Raw genomic sequence first — 24,956 nt, 5'->3', positions numbered from 1 at the left:
GGGTTTCGCAAGTGCGGGCAGAACGAGGAATAGCAGCCGGAAAAGCCGAAAAAACTTTCCAATCCACCGGTCAAGGACTTTGAATAAAGTATTAAAGGGTCGCTATGTTTGGTGGCAACCACCCGCGTAAGCTGGAGGATAGCAAGAAGCAACCATCAGGGCCAGTTCTCGACTTTCCTCCGTTTGCCCACCCGCTGTGCTGGGAAGGAAAGTACTGTTCTGCTTACTTTAGCTATGATTTCACCTTCTATTCGTCGGCTTCGCTCAGTAATTACGGGCCTAGCATTGGCTGGTGCGGCGCAGGTGGCCGCCGCCCAGACCCCGGCCGTTAACCCCGCTCAGTGGACCGACGAACTGCGCGCCTTTGCCCGGCAGGATAGCCTCACGCCTCCGCCCGCGCACCCCATCTTGTTCTACGGTAGCTCGTCCATTCGGAAGTGGGAAACCTTGCGGGAGGATTTTGCTAATCGGCCTGTGCTCAACCGAGGTTTCGGCGGCTCCCGCTTCCCCGATGCCCTCTACTACTTCGATAGGCTGGTGGTAGCCTACCAGCCCCGGCAGGTAGTGCTCTATGAGGGCGACAACGACATTGGCTCCGGCGCTACGCCTCAGGAGGTGTACCAGTCGTTTTTGGCTTTTGAGAAGCTGATGCAGCAGAAGTTGCCCAAGGTGCCGCTGGTGTTTCTGGCCATTAAACCTAGCCCCTCCCGCTGGGCGCTTTACCCCAAAGTGCAGGAAGCCAACCAACTCATCCGGACCTATATTGAGCAGCACCCCAAGCGTCTGCGCTACGTGGATACCGCTACGCCGCTGCTAGGCCCCAACGGCAAGCCCCAGCCGCAGTTCTACGTATCCGACAGCCTCCACATGACGCCCGCCGGCTACTCGGTGTGGACGCGCGTAGTGGGGAAGCAGCTGAAAAAGTAAGGGTTCCGGAGGCGTATTCGGGTAGGGGCTGCTGTATTGCCCTCACGTCGCACTGTCGCACCCGCTCGGCTACGCCGAGTGAGGCATCACGCTCCAGCCGCTCTGCTGCGCGCGTCTGCTCTGGGTGCGCAGGCGGCGCGGTCAGATTCGGGGCATAGCCCCTCAGGCATAGGGCTCACTTGGCACAGCCGAGCGAGGGCGGGAGGCATATCATGTCAGATGGGATAATACTAAAACGCTACAGCTGGTGCCTGCTGCTTTTCCCGCGTAGGCAGCTTACTGAACACGTACAGGGCATTTGCCAAGCGTGATTGGGCGTTATAATTCGTGTAGATGTAGAGTGTTTTACCTTGATAATGAATTGGTTGACTACTGCCTTTGAGTGCTTTTTGTAGGGAAAACAAAGCTGTTTTCTTGCCTGGTTTGTCTGGAAAGGGCAGCGCCACGGATTCGCTTTGCTGAAGAAAAAACTGTGACGCTTCCAGCAAAATATCTTTCCATGAGTTGATGCTCTTTACCGTGCCGTTGGGTAGCCGTAGCTGCTTCGGTTTCTGATTTGGCTCTAAATGCAGCGTATTGATATGGGTCAAGTCCACAAAACCTGGCAACGTAGACTCATCAGGCTTCTGCGTCTTACTGGCGGGTTTTTTCTGAGCCTTGGGCGCAGTGATTTGTGTAACTTCAGCTACTAATGAAACATAATTACTTGATTGCGTCAGTCCGTAGCCGCTCTGGGCCGCATCCAGCCACTGAATCAGGTGTAAGGCGGCGGGCAACAAATTGTCGGCCAGAGAAAACGTAATGGCTTCCGTGTTGCCTTTGTGCAGGTTGGAATAGCAATGCCAACTCAGACCATCGGTAATGAAAACGGTCTGCACCTTGAAACCCAGCGCGTAGCCCAGCACTTTGCTCACATAGCCGTGTTTGTCGAGGCTGGCATCCAGGCACTTGGCTTCTATCACCAAATGAGGCTTGCCGGTAGTGTCGCGCAACAGATAGTCAACCCGCAGGTCGCCCCCAATCGTCTTTTCTGGCTCCACCATCTGCACATTGGCCGTATCCCAGCCCAGGGCCCGGAGTACGGGGTCGATGAGGGCGGCGCGGGTAGCTGCCTCGTTCTTGCGGAGCAGCGGCGCATGGAGTTCAGCACTGGCACGAACGGCTTGTAAAACGATATAAAGGGAGGCCAATGGGCTCGTGATGGACATAGCGGGTAGCTAAAGAGACGTACCACAATGTTAAAGAATTTGTGGCGGGCGGTTAGTTGCCGTTGAGTACTTGGTTCCGCTCGTTCTGATTCCCTTGTACCTTCGCCTGAATCAAACCGCAGCGGCTGGAAACCAAACCCCCGGCCGCAGTTGTTACCCGACCTATGGCCGATAATTCCGCTCTGCAAGTAGCCGCCCCCGCGGCCGACCCTATTGACCAGCTCGACCCGCGCGAGTTTATTCTGATTAAGAACGCCCGGGTTCACAACCTAAAAAACCTCAGCGTGGCTCTGCCGCGCAATAAATTCATCGTCGTCACGGGCCTGTCGGGCTCGGGCAAATCGTCGTTGGCGTTTGATACGCTGTACGCCGAGGGCCAGCGCATGTACGTGGAGAGCCTCAGCAGCTACGCCCGCCAGTTCCTGGGCCGCATGGACAAGCCCGACGTGGACTATATCCGGGGCATTTCGCCAGCTATTGCCATTGAGCAGAAGGTCAGCATCAAGAACAACCGCTCCACCGTGGGCACCAGCACCGAAATCTACGACTACCTCAAGCTGCTGTTTGCGCGGGTGGGCCGCACCTACTCGCCCATCAGCGGGGAGCAGGTGAAGAAGGACAACGTAGCCGACGTGGTGGATGCCCTCATGCGCCTGCCCGAGGGCACCCGCGTGATGCTGCTGGCCCCGCTGCTGCCTTCGGAAGATGGCCGCCCCATGAGCAAGGAGCTGGATTTGCTACTGCAGAAGGGCTACAGCCGGGTGGTAGTAAACGGCGAAACCGCCTTCATTGAGGAGCTGCTGGCCGAGGGTCAGCCTGAGGTGAAAGGGGAAGTGTTCATCATGATTGACCGCACCGCCATTCAGCCCGGCGACGAGGACCTGATGTTCCGCCTCGCCGACTCGGTGCAGACGGCCTTCTTCGAGGGCCACGGCACCTGCATCGTGAAGATGGATGAGGAAACCCGCACCTTCTCCGACCGGTTTGAGCTGGATGGGTTGGTATTTGAGGAGCCGAGCGTCAATTTCTTCTCCTTCAATAACCCCTACGGCGCCTGCCAAACCTGCGAAGGGTTCGGCTCGGTGCTGGGCATTGACGAGGATTTGGTAATTCCCGACAAGAGCATGACTGTGTACGAGGGTGCCATTGCCCCTTGGCGCACCGACAAGCAGAGCGAGTGGCTGAAGCCGCTGCTCAAAAACGGCATCCGCTTCGATTTTCCTATTCACCGGCCTTACAACGAGCTAAGCGAGGCCGAGCGGAACCTGCTGTGGAAGGGCAACAAGTACTTCGATGGCCTCGACGCCTACTTCAAGTGGGTGAGCGAGCAGACGCACAAGATTCAGTACCGGGTACTGCAAAGCCGCTACCGGGGCCGCACCACCTGCCCCGACTGCCGGGGCACCCGTCTGCGCAAAGATGCCCAGTACGTCAAAATTCAGGGCCAGAGCATCACCGATTTGGTGCTGCTGCCGGTGAGCCGGGCCCTGGAGTTCTTCCAGACCCTCGACCTGCCCGAGCACGAAGCCAAAGTGGCCGAGCGCCTCGTGACGGAGGTAACCAACCGCCTGGAGTACCTGAACCGGGTGGGCCTGGGCTACCTCACCCTCAACCGCCTCAGCAGCACGCTGTCGGGCGGGGAAAGCCAGCGGATTTCCTTGGCTACCTCGCTAGGTTCGGCCTTGGTGGGCTCCATGTACATTCTCGATGAGCCTTCGATTGGCCTGCACCCCAAGGACGCCGAGCAGTTGATTGGCGTGCTGCGCTCCTTACAGCAGCTCGGCAACACCGTAATTGTGGTGGAGCACGAGGACAAGATGATGGAGCAGGCCGACCAGATCATCGACATTGGTCCAGAGGCCGGCAGCGGTGGCGGCATCCTGCAATTCCAGGGCACCTACGCCGAAGTTTTGGCCTCCGATACCTACACCGGCCAGTACCTGAGCGGGCGGATGGCGGTGCAGGCGCCCAAAACCCGCCGCCCCTGGCGCAACGCGTTGGAACTGACGGGAGCCCGCGAAAACAACCTCAAGAACGTGTCGGTGAAGTTTCCGCTGAACGTGATGACGGTAGTAACGGGCGTATCTGGTTCTGGTAAATCCACGTTGATTCGGCGGATTCTGGCGCCGGCTTTGCTCAAGCAGCTAGGCGGCGGCGCGGGTGAGGCCACTGGTAAGTTCGACCGCCTCACCGGCGTAAATGGGCAGGTAACGCACGTGGAGTTCGTGGACCAGAACCCTATCGGCAAAAGCAGCCGCTCGAACCCGGTTACCTACGTGAAGGCCTACGACGCCATCCGGACCTTGTTTGCCGATCAGCAGTTGGCCAAGGCCCGGGGCTTCAAACCTTCGCACTTCTCCTTCAACATTGACGGGGGGCGCTGCGAGGTGTGCCAGGGCGAGGGCCAGGTGAAGATTGAAATGCAGTTCATGGCCGACATATACCTGACCTGCGAGGCCTGCGAGGGCCGCAAGTTCAAGCAGGACGTGCTGGACGTGCAGTACAAGGAGAAAAGCATCAACGAGGTGCTGGAAATGACCATCGAGGACAGCATTGCCTTCTTCAAGGACCAGCCCAAAATCGTGGAGCGCCTCAAGCCGCTCGACGATGTGGGGCTGGGCTACATCCGCCTGGGGCAGTCGGCCAATACGCTGTCGGGCGGGGAGGCCCAGCGCGTGAAGCTGGCCTCGTTCCTGACCAAGGGCAACACCCTGCAGAACGATAAAATCCTGTTCATCTTCGACGAGCCCAGCACCGGCCTGCACTTCCACGACATCAACAAGCTGATGACGGCTCTGAACGCGCTGGTGGAGCAGGGCAACTCGGTACTCATTATCGAGCACAACATGGACATCATCAAGTGCGCCGACTGGGTAATTGACTTGGGCCCCGAAGGCGGTACCAACGGCGGCCACCTGCTCTTCGAGGGCACTCCTGAAGAGATGGTGAAGCTCAAGGACAGCAACCACACTGCCCGCTTCCTGGCCGAGAAGCTATAAATCACAGATGGCGCAGATGCAGCCGCAGATAGCACAGATTCGTTCCGGCGTTTTGGATAAGGGATGAAAAGGATTCGGGCATAGCCAGTTCAGCACTATCAGCACTGAATTGGCTATGCCCGAATTCATCCGACATCTTTACACCAAAACCGTAGAGCGAATCAGCATCATCTGCGGCTGTATCTGCACCATCTGTGATTTATGAACTCCTCTACTTCTACTGCTGCCTTTGATGCGTTGACGGCTCCCACGGAAAGCCGGGCCTGGCGCTGGGCGGCTTCGGCGGCCATTGTGGGCAACATTGCCCTGAACTATGTGTCGCAACGGTTTCCTTTTAATGGGCAAACCAACGCGCAGGTATCCTACAAATACCCCACGCCGCTTACGCCGGCTGGCTACGCCTTCAGCATCTGGGGCGTCATTTTCCTGAGCCTGCTGGTGTACGCGGTGTGGCAGCTACTGCCCGCCCAGCGCCGCAACCCGCTACCCGATGCGGTGGCCCGGCCGCTGGTGCTGGTGAATGCGCTGACGGGCCTGTGGTTGGTAGTGTTTGCCTACGAATTGTTGCCTGCAAGCCTGGTGGTAATGCTGGGTATTCTGGCCGGGTTGGCGGTGGTGTACGGCCGCGTGCGGCAGTTTGCCGCCCGGGGTGAAGCTCCGGCTTGGGTAAATATTCCCTTTGGGCTGTACCTAGGCTGGATTTCGGTGGCGCTAACCGTAAATGCTACCGTGGCCCTGGGCACGCGCTGGCAGGTGAGTGAGGCCAAGGGTATTGAAATAGCCATTGTTCTGGTAGGCATCGTGGCGGGGCTGGCGCTCAACGTAACCAAGCGGTTTCGGGAGCTGGCCTACCCGGCAGCCGTTACGTGGGGGCTGGTGGGCATTTGGGCCGCCCGTCGCACGGAGGCGGATACGCTGGTGCTGGCCTGGATGGCGCTGGCCGCGGCTGGGCTGGTAGCAGTAGCGAGCCTGGGGCTGGTATGGTGGGGAAGGAGAGTAGCGAAATAGAACGCTCCGGTCCGGCGGCTGGAAGCCGTCGGGCCGGTTGCCGTCGGGCCGGTTGCCGCAAGCTGACGTTGCTACGTTCCCGTGCCGATGAACCGAACGACGACCGGCCCGACGGCTTTCAACCGCCGGACCGGAACCACTACCCCGCATTCCCCTAACTTGCACCCGAACCCCAACCTCAACCCTTTCCGCTATGCGTAAGAATATTGTGGCCGGCAACTGGAAGATGAACACCACGCTCCAAGACGGCCAGGCGCTGATTTCCGAAATTGTAAATATGGTGCAGGACGAAGCCACCAACTCCTCAGTTGAGGTGGTAGTGTGCCCGCCCTTCCCCTTTCTATCGGCTATTGGCAAGCAGCTGCCCCAGAGCAGCCGCTTCCACCTGGGCGCGCAGAACTGCCACCAGAAGGAAAGCGGAGCTTACACCGGTGAGGTATCGGCCCGGATGCTGCAGTCGGTGGGAGTGGAGTATGTGATTTTGGGCCACTCGGAGCGCCGCCAGTATTTTCACGAGGACGATGAACTGCTGAGCCAGAAGATGAAAGCGGCCCTCGCCGCCGGCCTTAAGCCCATTTTCTGCGTGGGTGAAAGCCTGGAAACCCGGGAGGCCGACGAGACTTTCAACTTCATCAGCAAGCAGTTGAAAGACGGCCTGTTCCACCTCAGCAATGAGGAGTTTGACCAGGTAGTTATTGCCTACGAGCCCATCTGGGCCATTGGTACGGGCAAAACGGCCACCAGCCAGCAGGCCCAGGAAGTGCACGCATTCATCCGGGAGCAGATTGCCCGTGCCTACGACGCCGAGGCGGCCCTCAACACCAGCATCCTCTACGGCGGCTCGGCCAACGCCCAAAATGCCCGTGAGCTGTTCAGCCAACCCGACGTGGACGGCGGCCTCATTGGCGGTGCCTCGCTCAAGTCCCGCGACTTCACGGAAATCATCAAGTCATTTTAACTGTCATTCCGAACGGAGTGAGGAATCTGGGTCAACCATACCAATGGACTAACCCAGATTCCTCACTCCGTTCGGAATGACGCCGAACTTATTTCGGCCGGATAATTGTCCGGAGGATACCGTTCAGCCAATTCTTATGCTCCCTGCCTTTCTCCTCTCCGGCCTGCTGGCGCTCAACCCCTTTGCTGCCCCGCAGCCGCGGGTGCCGCTGGCGCTACCCGCCGTGGCGGCTTCCGTGGACCCCTGCCGCCTGTACGGCACGGTGTTTCTGGAAACCGACCCACGCCGCCGGGGGCAGTGCTTTGGCGTGGTGTACCAGGAGCCAGAGGAAGCCTTTGCCGACGTGCTGGTGTACCAGGAAACCAACAAGCTCTTCGCCGATAAAGTGGGCCTGTGGTACCTTTCCGACTCCCGCGACTTTGCCGATTACGTGCTGTTTGTGACCGACAACCGTAACCTGGCCGACTTCTCCTTTCACTACACCAAAGTGCGCGGCCACGCCGGCTGCCGTAAGCAATAGCGAGATAAAGTCAAAGTTTAAAAGTAAAAAGTCAAAGCCCCATTCGTCCTTCTGAGGCGCAAACTGAGCTTTGACTTTTTACTTTTAAACTTTGACTTCACATTTTTGCCTCATGGATTACGTTGAACTGCGCGTGCAGGCTCCCCGCGAGCTGTCGGATATATTGGTGGCCGAGCTGGCCGAAGTAGGCTACAACACCTTCGAGGACAACGACGAAGGCTTTTGCGCCTATATTGATGAGGACCAGTTTTCGGCTGATAACGTGGCCGAGGTGATGAGCCGCTACGAGGGCCTGGGTGAGCTGGAGTTCTCGCACCGCGTGATTACCCGCCAGAACTGGAACGCCGAGTGGGAAAAGAACTTCCAGCCCCTGGTTATTGCCGACCAGGTATCGGTGCGCGCCCCTTTTCACGAAGCCCGGCCCGAGCTCAAGCACGAAATTGTGATTATGCCGCGCATGTCCTTCGGCACCGGCCACCACGATACCACGGCCCTGATGATTACCAACCAGCTTCACATTGACCACCAGGGTAAGCGGGTGCTGGATATGGGCTGTGGTACCGGTATTCTGGCTGTAATGGCCGTGCAGCTGGGTGCCGATTACGTGCTGGCCGTGGATGTGGAGCCCTGGACGGCCGAAAACGCCGCCGATAATGCCGCCGAAAACAACGTCCAGGACAAGGTAGAGGCCCGCCTCGGCGACGTAACCGCCCTGGAAGGCGAGGCTCCTTTCGATATCATTCTGGCCAATATCAACCGCAATGTGCTGCTGGAGGATATGGGCGCCTATGCCCAGTACCTCCAGCCCGGCGGCCCCATCCTGTTCAGCGGCTTCTACGAGGATGATTTGCCCCTGATTCGGGAAGCGGCCGAGAAAGCCGGCTTCCGGTACGAGAGTCACCGGGTGCAGAACCACTGGGTATCAGCCGTATTCCGGCAGCCGGCATAGCGCCTGTTTCTGGCTTTAACCATAAAACCCTACCGCTCGGGCAAGTTGGCTTGAGCGGTAGGGTTTTTGCTGAAAAAGGGCTGACACTCAGAATTGAACGAAAAAAGGCCCGAGTATGATTGTGGGGAGGCAAAGGCCTCAAGACACCGGAAAGTGCTGTCTTTTGCTGAAATTGTAGGCGAGTAATCAGGTTTCTGTGGATAGGTATATGAAGCACTTCGCTTTTAGATGGGTTTGCGCCATAATAGTAGGCTTGGGGGTTGGCGCTCCGGCCTGGGCGCAGCAAAAGCCCCAGCCAGTTAAAAAGGGTGACCCCGCGCCGGCAGCGCCGGCCTTGCCCAAGTTTGCGGGTAAGCTCAGCTCGGAGCCCGAGCAGTTTATGGTGGATGTGCAGTCGATGATGGCCACCACCAACAATGCGGCCGCTAAAGCTGCTGGCACCCGCCTGCAGCAGGTGTGGGCCAGCAACCGCCTCACGGCCACCCAGCAGCGCTACATTGTGGCCCTGAGCCAGTATATGCTGGGCCGTAAGTTCCGGCCCAAGCCCCACTTCGAGCAGTTTTATACGGCCATTGCCGCTGGGGCGCTGGTGCAAAACTTCTCCGACCAGCAGATGACGGAATTTCTGGATGTGGCCGGCAAAACCCTGGAAAAGGAGCAACCCGCCGACGCCGAGAAATTCCTGGCCGCCGCCGCTTCGTTTCTGGATACCAAGTTTCTGCACAAGTCGCGCTACAGTTCGTTGCAGGTAGTGGGCGGTACGTTCAGCTTTGCTTACCACGCCCAGGATATGCCCTCCCTGGCTCCACCAGCCCCGGCCCCGGCCGCGCCGGTTACGCCCACTGTCAGCACCAAGCCGCTCAACACCAAGGCCGCCAAGAAAAGCAACGGCTGGGGCGATGATGACCCCTGGAACAGCGCCGACGACGGCTGGAGCACCCCGGCCAAAAAGAGCACTGGTACTGCCGCCAAACCCGCCGACTCGGGTTGGGATGCGGCGGCCGTGCCTTCCTACGATACGTACCTGGCGCCGCCTACTCGGGGGCCGGCCATTATGCTCAAGGATGCCGACCTGTTTCTGGTGTCACCCTCCGACTCGGTGTACATCCGCAAAACCAGCGGAGCCGTGGTGGCTGCTACCAACCGGTTTGTGGGCTATGGCGGGGAGTTTGCCTGGCAGGTAAACGGCAACCCGGCTTCAGTAGCGCTTACCACCTACGACTTCGATATCCTGAAGGCTGAGTTTGTAGCCAACCCCGTTACGCTCACCTATCCGGCGGTGCTGGAAGCCCCCATCAAAGGGTGGTTTGCCTATAAAAGCGTGCAGCGCAAAGCAGGCGTAAAAGATTCGGGCTACCCGCGCTTTATTTCCGCCACCAACGATGCCCGCGTGAAGAACATCGGCGAGAACATCCGCTACTTCGGGGGCTTTTCGCTCACGGGCAACCGGGCGCTGTCGGCTTCCCTGGACGGGGCCATGTCGCGCATTATTGTGGATGTGGATGGCAAACCCAAGTTTCGGGCCTCGTCGCGGGCCTACGTGCTCGGCGACTCCATCATCACGGCCCAGCACGCGCAAGTATCCATTTTCCAGGATAAGCAGGACTCCCTGACTCACCCCGGCGTGAAGCTGAAGTACAACAAGGGCAAGCAGATTCTGCAACTGGCCCGGGAGGAAGGGCTTTATAAATCTACGCCCTACTACGACTCCTACCACCAGATGGAGGTGGCCGCCGAACTGCTGACCTGGCCCGTGCGCACGCCCAGCATCGAGTTCAGCATTCTGACGGCCAAAAACCAGGTAACGGCTAACTTCGAAAGCAAGGAATTCTACACCAATACCCGCTACCAGCAGATCAAGGCCATCAACAAGCTGCACCCCCTGCAGATGGTAGTGGGCTACAGCATGGAAAACGGCAATAAACGCCTGTTTACGGTGCAGGATATTGCCACCTTCCGCAAGCTCAAGCCCGATAACGTGCGCTCAGCCGTGGCGGGCCTGGCCCGGGACGGCTACGTAGCCTGGTACCCCCAAACCGACCAGATTGTGCTGCTGCCCAAAGCCATGCACTACGTTAACTCGTCGCGGGGCAAGAAGGACTACGACCACATTGCCATCAAGAGCCTGGCCCCGAACGGCAAAAATGCCACGCTGGACCTGAACACCAACGACCTGATTGTGCGAGGCGTGGACCGGTTCAACTTCTCCGACGACTCCGTGACGGTGTTTGTGAAGCCTGATTCCTCGGTGATTCGCATTCAGAAAAACCGGGGTGTGCTGTTCAACGGTACGGTAGTGGCCTCGGCCTTCGTGTTCAAGGGCAAGGAGTTCAAGTTTGACTACGACGGGTTCTACATTGACCTGGTGAAGATTGACTCCATCATTGTGAAGGGCAAGGGCTCGAAGGGCTCGGTGATGAAAGCCCGCAAGGACCTGGATTGGACGCTGACCAACAAGAAAAAGAACTCGGCCGGGCGCCTCTACATCAACGCGCCCAACAACAAATCGGGGCGGAAGAAGCTGGGGGCCTACCCCTCGTTTGATGCCAGCACCGGGGCCTACGTGTTCTTCGACAAGCCGGAAGTGCTGGGCGGGGCCTACGATACCACCATGTATTTCGATATCCCGCCCTTTAAGCTGGATTCGCTCAACAACAAGAACCGGGCGGCCGTAGGCTTCAAGGGAACCTTCGTGAGCGGGGGCATCGTGCCCAACTTTGATACCAAGCTGAGCATGCAGGACGACGGCTCTCTGGGCTTTGTGTACAGCGTGCCCAAGGACGGCTTTCCGCTGTACGGGGGCAAAGGCCGGCTGTTCAACAAGGTGGCCATGAACAACAACGGCTTCCAGGGCATCGGCAACATCAAGTACCTCACCGGCGACTTCCAGAGCGACCAGTTTATCTTTTACAAGGACTCGGTGGTAACGGTGGGCAAAACGGCTTCCATTCTGCCGGGGCCGCTCAACGGGACGGAGTTTGCCAAGGTGACGTTCCTGCCCGGCTACCAGATGAAGTGGGCCGTGAAGCAGGACTCCATGTACCTCACAACCCAGGACAAGGGCGAAGCCTTTAAGGTGTACGACAACACCTATGGCTTCAAGGGTACGCTCACCTACACGCCCACCGGCCTGTTCGGCGACGGGCGCATGGACGGGCCCCAGTCGTTTATCCGCTCCACCTCGTTTGCCTTCAAGCCCACGCGCTACACCGGCTCTAAGTCGACGCTGAACATCAAATCGGCGGAGGTGAACAAGCCGGCCCTTACGGCCAACAACGTGAGCTTTACCTACGATTTGAAAGCTGGCAACACGGAGTTTGCCCGAGAGGCGGACGACAGCAAATCCAGTATTGAGCTGCCTTACTCGCAGTACCGCACCACGCTGTCGGGCGGTAAGTGGGACTTCAAGAAAAAGCTGGTACAGCTGCAGCTGGCGCCTGGGGCCGACTCCTCCCGCTCCTTCTTTTATAGCACCAAACCGGAGCAACGGGGCCTGAAATTCCAGGCGGCCACCGGCCAGTACGATCTGAGCCGCTACCGCCTGGTGGCTGGCGGGGTGCCCCGCATTTCCTCGGCCGATGCCTGGATTATGCCCGACTCCAGTAAGGTGTACATTCTGCCTAACGCCGAAATGCGGGGCTTCCAGAATGCTGGCATTGTGATGGATACCCTGCGCAAGTACCACAACCTGTACAAGGGCGAAGTTCGGGTATTGTCGCGCACGGCCTTTACTGGCAATGCTCTCTACAGCTACAAAACCTCTGCCGACTCCTTCGCCATCAAGTTTGCCAATTTCCACGTCGATTCCACGGCTACCATGATGGCCTCGACCGGGCGGAAAGGCGCGGCGCTGGGCAAAGGCTTGCTCAAGCGTGGGCCCAGCGGCGACGATACAGACCTGCCGCCTTCGCCACCCACCATTGCCGTGGCCAACCTCACGGCTACCGACAAGTTTAACTTGGCCCCGCGCATTGCCTACCGGGGCGGCATCACCATGAACTCCCAGAAAAAAGGCTTCACTTTTGATGGGCAGGCTAAGCTGAACTTCGTGAAGTCGGCCGCCGCCTCAGAGTGGTTTGCCGTGCAGGATACCATTGACCCCAAAGCCATCCGTATTAAGCTCAACAAGCCCAAAGCGGAAGACGGCACCCCCATGCTCACGGGCCTGTTTATGGCTGATGGTACCAGCAAAATATATCCGCTGTTTGTGGCCGCCAAGCCCGGCGTGACGGATATGAACCTGTTTGAGGTGGATGGTAACCTGACCTACGACATCCGTAAGAAAACCTACGCCATCAGCCAGCACGACCCCAACGACCCCGACGTGTACGAGGGCTCCGTGATGAGCCTGCAGGACTCCACCGGCCAGCTGAGTTTCCGGGGTAAGCTCAACTTGATTAACTCCAACAAGGACTACACTCTCACGGCCGCCGGCCTGGGTACGGCTAAGCCCGACAGCAACCTCTACGACCTTGATACCTTTATGGCCTTTGATATCGTGCTGCCCGAAAAGGCGGTGGAGGCCATGGGCACCGACCTGGCCACCAACGCCAAAGGAGCGCCCGAGGCCCTCAATGGCTCCCCGGCTCAGCTCTACAAAATGGGTGAGTTCATCGGCAATAAGGCCGTGCAGGACTACAGCACCCGCAAGGGCGGTTACGTGCCCCTGCAAAAGGTATCGGCCAAGTTCCTGCACACTGTTGTGCTGAGCCAGGTGAATCTGCGCTGGAACGAGAAGTTCAAGTCGTGGTACTCGGTGGGCAAAATTGGTCTGGTAAGCGTGGGCAAGAAGGACATCAACGCCCTGATTGACGGCTACATCGAAATCAAGAAGGAAAGCACCGGCGACGCCGTGGAACTGTACCTGGAAGCCGAGCCGCAGACCTGGTACTACATCAAATACTCCAACAATGTGGTGCTAACCAAAGCCCAACACGGCTCCTATGATGAAATCATTGGCCTAAAAGCCAAGGGCGACTACAACACGGCCACGCAGTACGGCTTCTACCTCGGCGACGACCAAGAAGTACAGAGCTTCCTCAACCACTTCCGCAAGGACTTCCTCAAGGAAACCGCCAAGAAGAAGGTAAACGTTACTCAGCCTCAGCCCACCGGCAACTTCGACTTCGACCAGGATGCCAATAAGAAAAAGAAGAAGAAAAAGGACGTAGTGGATGAAGCCCTGGAGGCCGACCCCAACGCGGCCCCGCCCGTGGAGGAGCCTGCCAGCAAGAAAAAGAAGAAAAAGGACGAGCCCGTAGACGCCGCCCCAGCTCCCGCCGCTGACGCTGCCCCCGCTGAGGATACTGGCAAAAAGAAGAAGAAAAAGGACGAAGCCGTAGAGGCTACACCGCCCACCGATGCTCCGGTGGAGGAGCCGAAAAAGGAGTCAAAGAAGAAAAAGAAGAAAGACGCCAACGACCCCTTCGGCGAAGAGTAGAAAACAAAGCCCCGGCCAACTATCGGCCGGGGCTTTGTTTTTGGCCCGAACCATTAAACGCCACGCTGAGCGAAGGCGCAGCTGTGGTCGAAGCATTTTTACCGCTTTAGCAGGTGTAGCTCAACGAAGCGGTAGAGATGCTTCGGCAAGCTCAGCATGACCGTTCTGGTTTCTGCCAACGCCCGCGTCCCGGCTCCGTATCTTTACCCCATCGACTGAACTGCTACTCCCTTCCCGCATGAATCTCCCCTTAGTGCTCGGCCTGCTGGTGGCCGCTTACCTCATTGGCTCTATTCCCACGGCATTATGGGTCGGGCGGGCGTTTTTTGGGCTGGATATTCGGGAGCATGGCTCCGGTAACTCCGGGGCCACCAACACCTTCCGAGTGCTGGGCAAGAAGCCGGGTTCCTTCGTAATGGCCGTGGACGTATTTAAGGGTTGGGCTGCCACCTCCTTGGCCATGGTGATGCTGAACCAGGGTGCTATTCTGCCTTCGCAGCTGCTGTACTACCAGCTGGCCTGTGGAGTGCTGGCGGTGGTGGGGCATATTTACCCCATCTGGGCCGGGTTCCGGGGCGGCAAGGGCGTGGCCACCATTCTGGGCGTGATGCTGGCCATTGCCCCAGCTACCGTGGGTGTATGCATTCTGGTGTTCATTGCGGTGCTGCTGGTGTCACGCTACGTGTCCCTGAGCAGCATGTCGGCCGGGGTGGCGTTTGCCCTGCTCCAGCTACTGCCCCCTTTCCGTCCCGATAACCAGCTACTCTTGTGGTTTGGCTTCGTGGTGGCCGGGCTGCTCATCTATACTCACCGCGCCAATATCCAGCGCCTGCGCGCCGGTACCGAAAGCCGCGTGCCCATGCCTTGGGATAAGAAGTAGTGGGAATGTATAATCTGTTATCTGTATTAGTAATCTGTTTTGCGTTTTCCTCGTGCGTAATAGAGAAAAGGCATAATGCAAGAGTTCAAGGCTTAAACGGAAATACCTGTCAGCAAACAGAACTGGCGACTACTCTTACGCAGCTGCGGCAAGCTGGTGTCGATAGTATTATGACTTTTCTATATGATTATGATAATGGCACTGTCGAAGACGCTGTTTATCATATTGTGTGGATAAAAAAGAAACAGGGTTTTATTAAAACGCTTCGCAACTGCACTATTCCCTCAATTGCCGTTCAAACCAGTAATAAAGTAGGCTCCCTTTTTGCGTTCTATACGCAGAACAAATTCTGGGATTTGCCAGAACTTCAGCGGTGTAATCAATCCCATGATATGGGATACTATATAGTAGTATATCTGCCGAATAAAGTTGGGCATTACAATGTGCGGAACTGTCAGCGTCATCAATTGAAGAAAGTGGGAAAAGCACTACCCGGTGAGGCCCCTAAGCAGCTAGAGAAGGACCCCAGAAGCGTATTAGTAGATATGCTTGAGGGCTTTATTAAATGAACAGACTCTGCTGATGATAGAGAATGTACTTCATTTGATTCGTTGGCTACCTTTACCCCGCATTTCCAACCCCTAAACCACCCCGCATGGCTTCCTACCTCGAGCAGAACCAGCAGCGTTTCCTCACCGAACTCCTCGACTGGCTCCGTATTCCGTCGGTTTCCGCCGACCCCAAGTTTCACGGCGACGTACTGCGGGCCGCCGAGTACCTGAAAGCCCGCTTCCTGGAAGTCGGCCTGGAAAACGTGGAGCTCTGCCCCACGGCCGGCAACCCCATCGTGTACGGCGAGAAAATCATTGACCCCAGCCTGCCCACCGTGCTGGTGTACGGCCACTACGACGTGCAGCCCGCCGACCCCTACGAGCTGTGGGATTCACCCCCGTTTGAGCCGGTTATCAAGGACGAGAAGATTTACGCCCGCGGCGCCTGTGACGATAAAGGCCAGGTGTACATGCACGTAAAGGCCTTGGAGGTGATGAACCAAGAGGGCGGCCTGCCCTGCAACATCAAGGTGATGATTGAAGGCGAGGAGGAAATCGGCTCCAACAACCTCGGCATCTTCGTGCGCGCCAACAAGGAGAAGCTGAAAGCCGACGTTATCCTGATTTCTGACACCGGCATGCTGGCCAACGATGAGCCCAGCATTGAAGTGGGGCTGCGCGGCCTGAGCTACCACGAGGTGGAGGTAACCGGCCCCAACCGGGACCTGCACTCTGGCCTCTACGGCGGTGCCGTGGCCAACCCCATCAATGTGCTCTGCAAGATGATTGCCTCGCTGCACGACGAGAACAACCACATCACCATCCCCGAGTTCTACAACAATGTAGCCGTGCTGACGGAGGAGGAGCGCGCCGAACTGAACCGCGTGCCGCACTCCGACGACGAGTTCAAACAGAGCATCGGCCTGCCCGATACCTACGGCGAAAAAGGCTATACCACCGTGGAGCGCATCGGCATCCGGCCCACGCTGGACGTGAACGGCATCTGGGGCGGCTACACCGGCGAGGGCGCCAAAACGGTTATTGCCTCCAAGGCCTACGCCAAAATTTCGATGCGCTTGGTGCCCAACCAGACTTCCGATGAAATTACGGCCCTGTTCCAGAAGCACTTCGAAAGCATTGCCCCCAGCGGCGTTACGGTGAAGGTGAAGCCCCATCACGGCGGTGAGCCGGTAGTTACGCCCACCGACTCGGTAGCCTACAAAGCCGCGGCCGATGCTATGGAAACTACCTTCGGCAAGCGCCCCATCCCCACGCGCGGCGGCGGCTCTATTCCTATCGTGGCCATGTTCAAGAGCGAGTTGGGCCTGGATACCGTACTGCTCGGCTTCGGCCTGGACTCTGACGCCATTCACTCGCCCAATGAGCATTACGGCGTGTTCAACTTCCTGAAAGGCATCGAAACCATCCCGCACTTCTACCGCAACTATGCGGCGGCCGTAAAGGGCTAAGCTGGCATAAACTCAACAAAAAGCCCGGCTATCTGGACAGATAGCCGGGCTTTTCTATGTTCAAATGATTCTATTTGCCGGGCAGCAGGAAGCCTACCGACGCCTGAAATACCGAGTTGCGGGCGTTGCGCACGTCGGCGTCGCCGGTGTAGCCGTCCTTGGCAAAATCGGTGAAGGAGCCATTATAGCGGATACCAATCAGGAAGCCAGCATCGGACTGAAAGCCCAGTCCGGCGGCGTACCCAATTTCGTTGCGGTTCACATTGTCCAGGTTTTGGGTGCCGGAGTAGTTCGTAAACACGGTGCCGTTGAGGCTGCGTTGGGTTTCGTCCTTTACCTTCATCAGGTAGCTGTACTGCGGACCTGCCTCAAAAAAGAACCCGTCGGCATTAACCTTCAACAGCACCGGCACATCAATGTAGTTGTAGGTGCGGCTGCCGCTGTACTGGTACAACCCAAAGGCCTGATTCTCGGCAAACTTGAAGCCTTTCTGCGAGAATAATACCTCCGGCTGAATGGAGAGGAAACCATCATCGAGCAGGCCGATATTGAGCATAGCCCCGCCGTGGAAACCAAACTTGTTTTCGTACCGGTCCTCGTCCGTCAAATCACCTGAGAGGTTGGAGAGGTTGCCCCCGGCTTTCAGGCCGAAGCGGATGCCTTGCGCCTTCGACTCGGAAATGGCAACAGTAGCGAGCAGGGCCGCAGCGGCCAGTACTGACTTTTTCATGAGCACAACAGAATTGGAGTGAGAAAGGGGAACTGCATGGAACTAAACCGGCTGAACGAAAAGCGTGCCAGCACCCTGCCTTAAACGCAGATACATAGGCAAAGGAGTATGCATCAACCAAAAAAATAGCTGCCCCCACGCGGTGGAAGCAGCTATTCTGATACGTTGATCCAACTATTTCGTCGGAATCAGGTAGCCCAGTTGCAGAGTGAAGGCGTTGTTGAATGCTTTCGGCTCGTTGTCCTGGTCTTTGGTGTCGATGAGGGAGTTGAAGCCCCGAGCGTAGCGCAGACCCAGGCTGATACCGCCGTCGGTCATGTAGCCCACGCCAGCCACCCCGCTGATGTCAAACTGGGCTAAATCAGACTTGTAGGCTTCGTCGCGGCTGAAACCCGTGTAGTCGCGGAAAACACCGTCGTTATCAGATTTAACCTTGGTGCCGTCCGTGTATTTGGTGGTGGTTTGTTGCTTGTTCTTCGAGCCGAACAGGTAGCTCACCTGTGGGCCTAATTCAAAGAACAAGCCGCCCGCGTTGATTCTGGCGAGCAGCGGCACATCCAGGTAGTGTAGCACACGTTGTTGTTCAATTTCGCGGCTCTCTACTGTTTTGCCGTTCTCAGTGCCTAGGCTGCCCGTTTGCTTTGATTGAATTTCGTAGCCCTTGCGGTTGTAGAGCAGTTCCGGTGCAAAGGAGAAGAAGCCATCCGAAGAAAGCGGAATGCTCACGCCTACCCCGGCATTGTAGCCCAGTTTGTAGTCGCCCAGGTCGGTGCTGTAGCCAGCGCCAGTAATCTGGCTTACATTGTCGCCGGAAATGTTGGAGTAGGTACCACCCACTTTCACACCGAGGCGGAAGCCGCCAGCGTCCTGAGCGTGTACGGCGGAAACAGAGGCAACGCCCAGGGCGGCCAGGAGAGCAACTTTTTTCATGTCAATGGGGGTGATTTGGACGCACATACCAACAGCGTCATTCTCAACTGCACAGCCACGTCTTTCGTGGTTTTCAGGGGCTCATACCGTAAGTTGTGGTACCAGGGTTGCGGTAAAAGTCATATTTAATTTGAGAATCATCTTGGTGAAACCTCGGTGTTTCCAATTAACCCCAACAGTAGTAGAGAATTACCGCGGGCATAAATCCTGCGGGTTTCCGGAACAGTAACGGCCTGATTGTGCTACTTTTGGCTAGGGTGCTTGCTATTGAACGTATGATACTTTGGAACAGGCAGCTGCTGCTTGGGCTGCTTTGCTGGGGAGGAGTACAAAAAGTGCAGGCTCAGCATCAGCCCGCTGCCCCGTGGGTGGTGGGGGCGTATGGACAAGGCAGCTTTATCCTGGGACACACAGCGGCCGTTAAGCACTTGGCCGTATCACACCCGACCGGGGTGGAACTGAACCTGCAGCGCCAAACGAACGGCTCGGAACCCTGGCATGCCTGGTACCGCTACCCTAAAGTGGGCCTGGCGTTGGTGTATTACGACTACCATAACCCGGTGCTGGGCCGCTCTTATGCCGCTACGGCCTACATTAATAAGTCGTTTTGGCGCACCCGGCGGCAGGAGCTGAATTTTCGCATTGGTACGGGTGTGGGCTACTTTCCGGTGCGCTACAATTCGGATACCAACCACAAAAACACCATCGTCAGCTCGGCCCTCAACGCCACCATCCAAACCCACCTGGAGTACGATGTGGCCCTGACGCAGCACTTGGGGCTGTTGCTGGGGTTGGGGCTGAATCATTATTCCAATGGTGCTACCACAAAACCCAATTTCGGGGTGAACCTGCCAACCGTGCTAGTAGGGCTTAATTACCATCAGCAGCGCCCGTTCCGGCCGCTGAGCACCGCGCCCGCACCCGAGCCGACCGACATCGGTCATACTTTCTGGAATTTGAGTAGCTCAGTAGGCTGGAAGCAGCGCAATACCACCGACCACCGCCGCTATTGGGTGAACTCCGTGACGCTGGCCGTGGGCCGGCGCGTAAACCGCAAAAGCAGCCTGGTAGCTGGCGTTGAGGGGTTTTATGACCGGAGCCTACTAGCGCAGGTGCGAGACACGGCCCAGGCCGACAGCCGCTCACCCGATGTAAAGAAGGCTGGGGTGTACGTGGGCCATGAGCTGCTGTTCGGACGGCTGGCGTTTGTGTCGCACCTGGGCGTCTATGTGTACAATCCCTACAAATCCAACAACTTCTACTACGAGCGGCTAGGCCTGAAGTACCATTTCACTGATCGGGTGTTCGGCAACGTTGACCTGAAAGTACACGGCGGCTCCGCCGATGTAGTGGAGTGCCGGGTAGGAGTGAGGTTGTAGAAAGTGCTTGAGTAAGCAAATACCCGTTCAAAAGAACAGTTGGGAAAACGGATGTGAGGGTTCGGAAGGCGGTAGGCGCACTTGAGTAAGTGGTAATTGCGACTCTGTGCTTAAGCAGGCACTTTTGCCTAGCTACCCCTCCTCAACTACTCACCCTCTCTTCTCATGGAAACCTTTTTATTGCTGAACCGCTGGCTGCACATTGCCGCTGGCTTTACCGGATTCTTCGTGGCCCCGGTAGCACTACTGGTGCGTAAAGGTGGCCCGGCGCACCGGCTGTGGGGCAAGATGTTCTTATATGCCATGCTGGTGGCGGGTACCACGGCCATTGTAGCAGCTAGTTTTAAAGGCCTTACATTTCTGCTGTTGACGGGCATATTCAGCCTGTATCTGGCGCAGTTTGGGTACCGCTCCCTGTACCACAGGAGTATGGGCGCCGGTCAGCGGCCCGGCCTTTATGACTGGGCGAGTGCCTTACTGGGCCTGGCAGTTTTTGCCGGAACGCTGGGCTATGGCTTGTGGGCGCGGCCGTTCAACGTGGTAATGCTGGTGTTTGGAGGCATTGGTCTGATGACGACGCTACGGCAGCTGTGGGCGTTCCGGCGGCCGGGGCCCTGGCCTGCCGGCCAATGGCTGCGCAACCATATTTCGGGCTTCGTGGGTGCCTACATTGCGGCGGTATCGGCGTTTTCGGCCACCAGCCTCAAGTTTATTGCTTTTCCCCTCAATTTCCTCTGGCCCACGTTGGTGCTAGTACCTCTGCTCATCTGGCTGCAGCGCCGCTACGCGCCTACGGGTGAAGTGGTGAAATTGTGAGTTTGTGAAGTGGTAAGATGTCGGGCATGTCATTGCGAGGCCGGAAACCGAAGCAAGCCTTCCTGTCTAGAAGCCCGGAAAAGCAGAAATCCCCTGACGCCAGCACGGATGTCAGAGGCTTTTTGCTTTTTACCTTTTAGTGCCATTGGAAGGAAAGATTGCCTCGTGCTGCTCGTAATGACAGTTTTACAACTTCACCAGTGCACTGTTAATCTGCCGCACCAGGGCCGGGCCTTCGTAGATGAAGCCAGTGTAGAGCTGGAGCAGGGAGGCGCCAGCTTCCAGTTTTTCCCGCGCATCGGCGGCCGAGTGAATCCCGCCTACCCCAATAATGGGCAACTGGCCCCGGCTGTGCTGACTCAGGTAGCGAATTACCTCGGTAGCCCGCTGCCGCAGGGGCTTGCCACTGAGGCCGCCCGCGCCCAGGCCGGCAACCTGCGCGGCCGGCGTAGTGAGGCCATCCCGGCTGATGGTAGTGTTGGTGGCTACCAGGCCGCTAAGGTTGGTTTCGCGGGCAATCAGCAGAATGTCATCGAGCTGGGAATCGGTGAGGTCGGGGGCAATTTTGAGCAGCAGCGGCCGGGGCTTGGGCAGCGCTTGGTTGCGCTCCTGCACCTGCTGCAACAGCTGAATCAGCGGCTCCCGCTCCTGCAGCTGCCGCAGCCCCGGCGTGTTCGGCGACGATACGTTCACCACAAAATAGTCCACCACCTCGTGCAAGGCCTCCACGCAGGCCACGTAGTCCTGGGCCGCTTGCTCGTTGGGCGTGTCCTTGTTCTTGCCAATGTTGCCGCCGATAATCAACCCTTCGGGGCGGCGCTGGCGTAGGCGGGCCGCCGCCGCTTCGGCCCCGTGGTTGTTGAAGCCCATGCGGTTCAGCAACGCCCCGTCCTGGGGCAGGCGAAACAGCCGGGGCGTGGGGTTGCCGGGTTGAGGCCGGGGAGTTACCGTCCCAATCTCTACAAAGCCAAACCCCAGGGCCGCCAGTTCAGTTGTCAGTTCAGCATTTTTGTCGAAGCCCGCCGCTAACCCCACTGGGTTCTGGAAGCGCAACCCGAACACCTCCCGCTCCAGGTTGGGGTGGCGCAAACCGTAAAGGCCACGCAACGCGGCCGCCGCGGCCGGCAGGCGGTAGGCTCGCTTCAGGTTGTTGAATACCAAATGGTGGGCTTTTTCCGCATCCAACCGAAAAAGCAGGGGCTTAACCAAGGCGTTGTATATCACGCCGCAAAAGTAACGGTGATTTAGTGAGTTGGTGATTTAGTGAGTTGGTGATTTAGTGAGTTGGTTGTTTGCAGCGGGCAAGTAGTAAACTCACTAAATCACCAACTCACTAAATCACCACCTACCCCGCCCAGCCTTCCCGGTCGAGGCTACGGTACTGGATGGCCTCCGCCAAGTGGGGCAACTGAATTTCCTCGGAGCTGGCCAAATCGGCAATGGTGCGGGCCACTTTCAGGATTCGGTCGTAGGCCCGGGCCGAGAGGCCGAGGCGCTCCATGGCCGTTTTCAGCAGCGTGAGGCCGGCGGCATCAATGCGGCAGATATCCTTGACCATTTGGGAGGGCATCATGGCGTTGGAGTGAATTTCGGGAAATTCCCCGAACCGCTCGGTCTGCTTCTGGCGGGCCTGCTCCACCCGCGCCTGAATGGTGCGGCTGTCCTCGGAGCGGCGCGTTTCCGTCATCTGGTCGAAGGTGACGGGGGTTACCTCCACGTGCAAATCAATGCGGTCCAGCAGCGGCCCCGATACTTTGTTGAGGTAGCGCTGCACCACGCCGGGCCCGCACACGCACTCTTTCTCGGGGTGGTTATAGTAGCCGCACGGGCAGGGGTTCATACTAGCAATGAGCATGAAGTTGGCCGGGAAGTCAATGCTGACTTTGGCTCGGGAAATGGTGACGCGGCGCTCCTCCAGCGGCTGGCGCATTACTTCCAGCACGGTGCGCTTAAACTCCGGCAACTCATCCAGGAACAGCACGCCGTTGTGGGCCAGGGATATTTCGCCCGGCTGCGGGTTGCCACCGCCGCCTACCAAAGCCACATCGGAAATCGTGTGGTGCGGGCTGCGGAAGGGGCGCGTATTCAGCAGGGAGGCATTGGCGCCCAGCTTGCCGGCCACCGAGTGGATTTTGGTGCTTTCCAGGGCTTCCTGCATACTCAGGGCCGGCAACACGCTGGGCAGGCGCTTGGCCAGCATGGTTTTGCCCGCGCCGGGCGGGCCGATCATAATCACGTTGTGGCCCCCGGCGGCGGCAATTTCCAGCGCCCGCTTGATGTTTTCCTGGCCCTGCACGTCGGCAAAGTCGGCGGCGTACTGGTTGGCGGCCTGCTGAAATACGTCCCGGGTATCAATAACCACTGGCTCAATGTGCTGGCGGCCTTCCAGAAAGTCCACGGCCTCCTGCATGGTGCTCACCGGAATAATATCGAGGTTGTTGACAATGGCGGCCTCCCGGGCGTTTTCCTGGGGCAGAATAAAGCCCTTGAAGCCCTCTTTGCGGGCCTGAATGGCAATGGGCAGCACGCCCCGCACGGGCCTCAACTCCCCATCCAACGACAGTTCTCCCATGAGCACGTACTCGCCCAGCCGCTCGGTGGTAAGTTGTTGGGAGGCGTGCAGGATGCCCACGGCAATGGGCAAATCATAGGCCGAGCCCTCCTTGCGAATGTCGGCCGGAGCCATGTTCACCACCACCTTGGTGCGGGGCATGCGGTATCCCCGGAACTTCAGAGCCGCCTCCACCCGCTGCTGGCTTTCCTTGATGGCATTATCGGGCAGGCCCACCACGTAAAACCCCGTGCCCATGGATACAACTACTTCAATGGTAATAGTATACGCGTTAACCCCTTGCACGGCCGAACCGAAGGTTTTGGTAAGCATAGCTAGTGAAGCGAAACTGAACGTGAATACTTGAATACAACGAGCGGAAGATACGATTAACCTCAACAATACAAAGGACCTTTTTACGCCGAAATACCCCGTTATCCGGCGTTTTTCAGCGTAAAAAGGTCCTTGTAGTGGCCTTAGGCAGGGCGTATGCCGGCTAGGGCTTCACCAACTGCTCAATTAGCATAATCATGATGTGAATGGCCTTGATGTGTACTTCCTGGATCCGGTCGGCGTAGCCGGTGTGCGGCACCCGGATTTCCACGTCGCTGATTCCGGCTAACTGGCCACCATCCTTGCCGGTGAGGCTTACCACGCGCATCGCCTGGCTACGGGCGGCCTCGGCGGCCAGCAGCACGTTGGGGGAGTTGCCGCTGGTGCTGATGGCCAGCAGTACGTCGCCGGGGCGGCCCAGGGCCTCCACGAAGCGGCTGAACACGTGGTCGTAGCCGAAGTCGTTGGCCACGCAGCTCATGTGAGAAGCCTCGGTGAGGGCAATGGCAGCCAGGGCGCGGCGGTTCTGGCGGTAGCGGCCGGTAAGCTCCTCGGCAAAGTGCTGGGCGTCGCAGAGGGAGCCGCCATTGCCGCAGGTCAGGACTTTACCGCCGGCATTAAGGCTGGCAGCTATCAGGCGCGCGGCCTGCTCAATGGCCAGGAGGTTGGCCGCGTCCTGCACAAACCGCTCAAGCACGGTCTGGGCCTCGGTAAGCTCGGTGTGGATAAGGTCGGTAAGCGAAGTGTGCGTCACGGGAGGCAGGAATTACGCCGGGTAGTTGGGCTTATTCGGCGGAATGATAGAGTTGGGCTGGTCGATGGGGGCGTTAGGCAGGGCGGGGTCCGACTCGGGGAACGTGGGCTGGTAGGAATCAGGGTAGGTGGTAACGCCAGTGCGGGGCACAACTGGGGGCCGCTCGGCGGTGCGCTGCTGGTCTAGCTGGTGGTCGTAGAGACGGGCCTTCAACTCGTTGATTTTGCCTTCCCGGGCGGCCACATCCCGGCGCAGCATTACGCTGTCCAGGTTTTCGGTGAGCAGTTGCAAGCCCAGCAGCACTGCTGCGGCAATAAACAAACCAGAATACAGGCTTTCCGGCGAACCCGCCATACTGGCAAAACTACTCTGCACTGAGGGCACCAGCAGGACTAACAGCGCCAGCAGCAGAAATACCATGACCAGAATAGTTACCAATCGTTTAAGAGCAAGCATGAGCGAAGGAAGGTTGTGGTGGAAGAGGGGATTCAGCCCGTCATACGGCAGAGCCCGATTTACGGACTAAATATAGCAACTCAACAATACAGTGGTTG

At 58.0% G+C, this 24,956-nt stretch carries 19 protein-coding genes; 12 read left to right on the top strand and 7 right to left on the bottom strand.

Translation table 11 applies throughout. The annotated features are described in order from the left end of the window. Positions 1-234: 234 nt before the first annotated feature. Positions 235-927: an SGNH/GDSL hydrolase family protein gene (locus tag ABIB60_RS21015; protein ID WP_354582334.1), complete on the top strand. Its 693-nt coding sequence runs from the start codon at positions 235-237 to the stop codon at positions 925-927. Between the two features lie 230 nt (positions 928-1,157). Here ABIB60_RS21015 and ABIB60_RS21010 read toward each other — a convergent pair whose 3' ends face one another. Then, entirely contained in the window at positions 1,158-2,135 is a 978-nt protein-coding gene (locus tag ABIB60_RS21010; RefSeq protein ID WP_354582333.1) for a hypothetical protein, read from the bottom strand. Between the two features lie 164 nt (positions 2,136-2,299). Here ABIB60_RS21010 and uvrA point away from each other — a divergent pair, with 164 nt between their 5' ends. The 9 genes from uvrA to ABIB60_RS20965 all read left to right on the top strand — a co-directional run bounded on the left by uvrA (position 2,300) and on the right by ABIB60_RS20965 (position 16,909). After that, positions 2,300-5,134 (top strand): excinuclease ABC subunit UvrA, encoded by a 2,835-nt coding sequence (gene uvrA, locus ABIB60_RS21005; protein ID WP_354582332.1) that lies wholly within the window; start codon positions 2,300-2,302, stop codon positions 5,132-5,134. Between the two features lie 201 nt (positions 5,135-5,335). After that, positions 5,336-6,142, top strand: a complete 807-nt coding sequence (locus ABIB60_RS21000; protein WP_354582331.1) for a TspO-related membrane protein — start codon at positions 5,336-5,338, stop codon at positions 6,140-6,142. A 193-nt stretch (positions 6,143-6,335) separates the two neighbouring features. Continuing rightward, the gene (gene tpiA, locus ABIB60_RS20995) at positions 6,336-7,100 is read left to right on the top strand and encodes a triose-phosphate isomerase (RefSeq protein WP_354582330.1); all 765 of its coding nucleotides are present in this window, start codon (positions 6,336-6,338) and stop codon (positions 7,098-7,100) included. A gap of 136 nt (positions 7,101-7,236) precedes the next feature. Then, complete coding sequence (locus ABIB60_RS20990) at positions 7,237-7,620, top strand: 7(1) septoil knot domain-containing protein (protein WP_354582329.1); 384 nt, start codon at positions 7,237-7,239, stop codon at positions 7,618-7,620. Between the two features lie 112 nt (positions 7,621-7,732). Continuing rightward, positions 7,733-8,569: a 50S ribosomal protein L11 methyltransferase gene (gene prmA, locus ABIB60_RS20985; protein ID WP_354582328.1), complete on the top strand. Its 837-nt coding sequence runs from the start codon at positions 7,733-7,735 to the stop codon at positions 8,567-8,569. A gap of 208 nt (positions 8,570-8,777) precedes the next feature. Continuing rightward, entirely contained in the window at positions 8,778-14,009 is a 5,232-nt protein-coding gene (locus ABIB60_RS20980; protein WP_354582327.1) for a hypothetical protein, read from the top strand. Positions 14,010-14,247: 238 nt separating this feature from the next. Next, the gene (gene plsY, locus ABIB60_RS20975) at positions 14,248-14,889 is read left to right on the top strand and encodes a glycerol-3-phosphate 1-O-acyltransferase PlsY (protein ID WP_354582326.1); all 642 of its coding nucleotides are present in this window, start codon (positions 14,248-14,250) and stop codon (positions 14,887-14,889) included. Positions 14,890-14,894: 5 nt separating this feature from the next. Continuing rightward, complete coding sequence (locus ABIB60_RS20970; RefSeq protein ID WP_354582325.1) at positions 14,895-15,458, top strand: hypothetical protein; 564 nt, start codon at positions 14,895-14,897, stop codon at positions 15,456-15,458. Positions 15,459-15,544: 86 nt separating this feature from the next. Next, positions 15,545-16,909: a dipeptidase gene (locus ABIB60_RS20965; protein WP_354582324.1), complete on the top strand. Its 1,365-nt coding sequence runs from the start codon at positions 15,545-15,547 to the stop codon at positions 16,907-16,909. A gap of 70 nt (positions 16,910-16,979) precedes the next feature. Here ABIB60_RS20965 and ABIB60_RS20960 read toward each other — a convergent pair whose 3' ends face one another. Together ABIB60_RS20960 and ABIB60_RS20955 are read right to left on the bottom strand one after the other, a co-directional pair. After that, entirely contained in the window at positions 16,980-17,639 is a 660-nt protein-coding gene (locus ABIB60_RS20960) for a porin family protein (protein ID WP_354582323.1), read from the bottom strand. A gap of 174 nt (positions 17,640-17,813) precedes the next feature. Beyond that, positions 17,814-18,569 carry a porin family protein gene (locus tag ABIB60_RS20955; protein WP_354582322.1) on the bottom strand — a complete coding sequence of 252 codons (756 nt, stop codon included), beginning with the start codon at positions 18,567-18,569 and terminating at the stop codon, positions 17,814-17,816. Positions 18,570-18,844: 275 nt separating this feature from the next. Here ABIB60_RS20955 and ABIB60_RS20950 point away from each other — a divergent pair, with 275 nt between their 5' ends. Next, on the top strand, positions 18,845-19,948 hold the full coding sequence (locus ABIB60_RS20950; RefSeq protein WP_354582321.1) for an acyloxyacyl hydrolase: 1,104 nt from the start codon (positions 18,845-18,847) through the stop codon (positions 19,946-19,948). Positions 19,949-20,113: 165 nt separating this feature from the next. Further along, positions 20,114-20,764, top strand: coding sequence for a DUF2306 domain-containing protein (locus ABIB60_RS20945; RefSeq protein WP_354582320.1), 651 nt, complete (start codon positions 20,114-20,116; stop codon positions 20,762-20,764). A gap of 186 nt (positions 20,765-20,950) precedes the next feature. Here ABIB60_RS20945 and ABIB60_RS20940 read toward each other — a convergent pair whose 3' ends face one another. From ABIB60_RS20940 to ABIB60_RS20925, 4 genes are all read right to left on the bottom strand, one after another. Next, positions 20,951-21,985: a quinone-dependent dihydroorotate dehydrogenase gene (locus ABIB60_RS20940; protein ID WP_354582384.1), complete on the bottom strand. Its 1,035-nt coding sequence runs from the start codon at positions 21,983-21,985 to the stop codon at positions 20,951-20,953. Between the two features lie 124 nt (positions 21,986-22,109). Beyond that, entirely contained in the window at positions 22,110-23,648 is a 1,539-nt protein-coding gene (locus ABIB60_RS20935; protein WP_354582319.1) for a YifB family Mg chelatase-like AAA ATPase, read from the bottom strand. Between the two features lie 163 nt (positions 23,649-23,811). After that, entirely contained in the window at positions 23,812-24,402 is a 591-nt protein-coding gene (gene lpcA, locus ABIB60_RS20930) for a D-sedoheptulose 7-phosphate isomerase (RefSeq protein WP_354582318.1), read from the bottom strand. 12 nt (positions 24,403-24,414) lie between these two features. Next, entirely contained in the window at positions 24,415-24,858 is a 444-nt protein-coding gene (locus tag ABIB60_RS20925; RefSeq protein WP_354582317.1) for a hypothetical protein, read from the bottom strand. Positions 24,859-24,956: the final 98 nt, after the last annotated feature.

The sequence above is a fragment of the Hymenobacter sp. UYP22 genome, assembly GCF_040547285.1.
Lineage (GTDB): Bacteria > Bacteroidota > Bacteroidia > Cytophagales > Hymenobacteraceae > Hymenobacter.
The sequence above is the reverse complement of the archived record's forward strand: the minus strand, read 5'-3'. Positions and strand labels throughout refer to the sequence as shown.

Coding starts and splice junctions, on each gene's coding strand:
- ABIB60_RS21015 (WP_354582334.1), top strand. CDS start 235: ATGATTTCACCTTCTATTCGTCGGCTTCGCTCAGTAATTACGGGCCTA.
- ABIB60_RS21010 (WP_354582333.1), bottom strand. CDS start 2,135: ATGTCCATCACGAGCCCATTGGCCTCCCTTTATATCGTTTTACAAGCC.
- uvrA (WP_354582332.1), top strand. CDS start 2,300: ATGGCCGATAATTCCGCTCTGCAAGTAGCCGCCCCCGCGGCCGACCCT.
- ABIB60_RS21000 (WP_354582331.1), top strand. CDS start 5,336: ATGAACTCCTCTACTTCTACTGCTGCCTTTGATGCGTTGACGGCTCCC.
- tpiA (WP_354582330.1), top strand. CDS start 6,336: ATGCGTAAGAATATTGTGGCCGGCAACTGGAAGATGAACACCACGCTC.
- ABIB60_RS20990 (WP_354582329.1), top strand. CDS start 7,237: ATGCTCCCTGCCTTTCTCCTCTCCGGCCTGCTGGCGCTCAACCCCTTT.
- prmA (WP_354582328.1), top strand. CDS start 7,733: ATGGATTACGTTGAACTGCGCGTGCAGGCTCCCCGCGAGCTGTCGGAT.
- ABIB60_RS20980 (WP_354582327.1), top strand. CDS start 8,778: ATGAAGCACTTCGCTTTTAGATGGGTTTGCGCCATAATAGTAGGCTTG.
- plsY (WP_354582326.1), top strand. CDS start 14,248: ATGAATCTCCCCTTAGTGCTCGGCCTGCTGGTGGCCGCTTACCTCATT.
- ABIB60_RS20970 (WP_354582325.1), top strand. CDS start 14,895: ATGTATAATCTGTTATCTGTATTAGTAATCTGTTTTGCGTTTTCCTCG.
- ABIB60_RS20965 (WP_354582324.1), top strand. CDS start 15,545: ATGGCTTCCTACCTCGAGCAGAACCAGCAGCGTTTCCTCACCGAACTC.
- ABIB60_RS20960 (WP_354582323.1), bottom strand. CDS start 17,639: ATGAAAAAGTCAGTACTGGCCGCTGCGGCCCTGCTCGCTACTGTTGCC.
- ABIB60_RS20955 (WP_354582322.1), bottom strand. CDS start 18,569: ATGAAAAAAGTTGCTCTCCTGGCCGCCCTGGGCGTTGCCTCTGTTTCC.
- ABIB60_RS20950 (WP_354582321.1), top strand. CDS start 18,845: ATGATACTTTGGAACAGGCAGCTGCTGCTTGGGCTGCTTTGCTGGGGA.
- ABIB60_RS20945 (WP_354582320.1), top strand. CDS start 20,114: ATGGAAACCTTTTTATTGCTGAACCGCTGGCTGCACATTGCCGCTGGC.
- ABIB60_RS20935 (WP_354582319.1), bottom strand. CDS start 23,648: ATGCTTACCAAAACCTTCGGTTCGGCCGTGCAAGGGGTTAACGCGTAT.
- ABIB60_RS20925 (WP_354582317.1), bottom strand. CDS start 24,858: ATGCTTGCTCTTAAACGATTGGTAACTATTCTGGTCATGGTATTTCTG.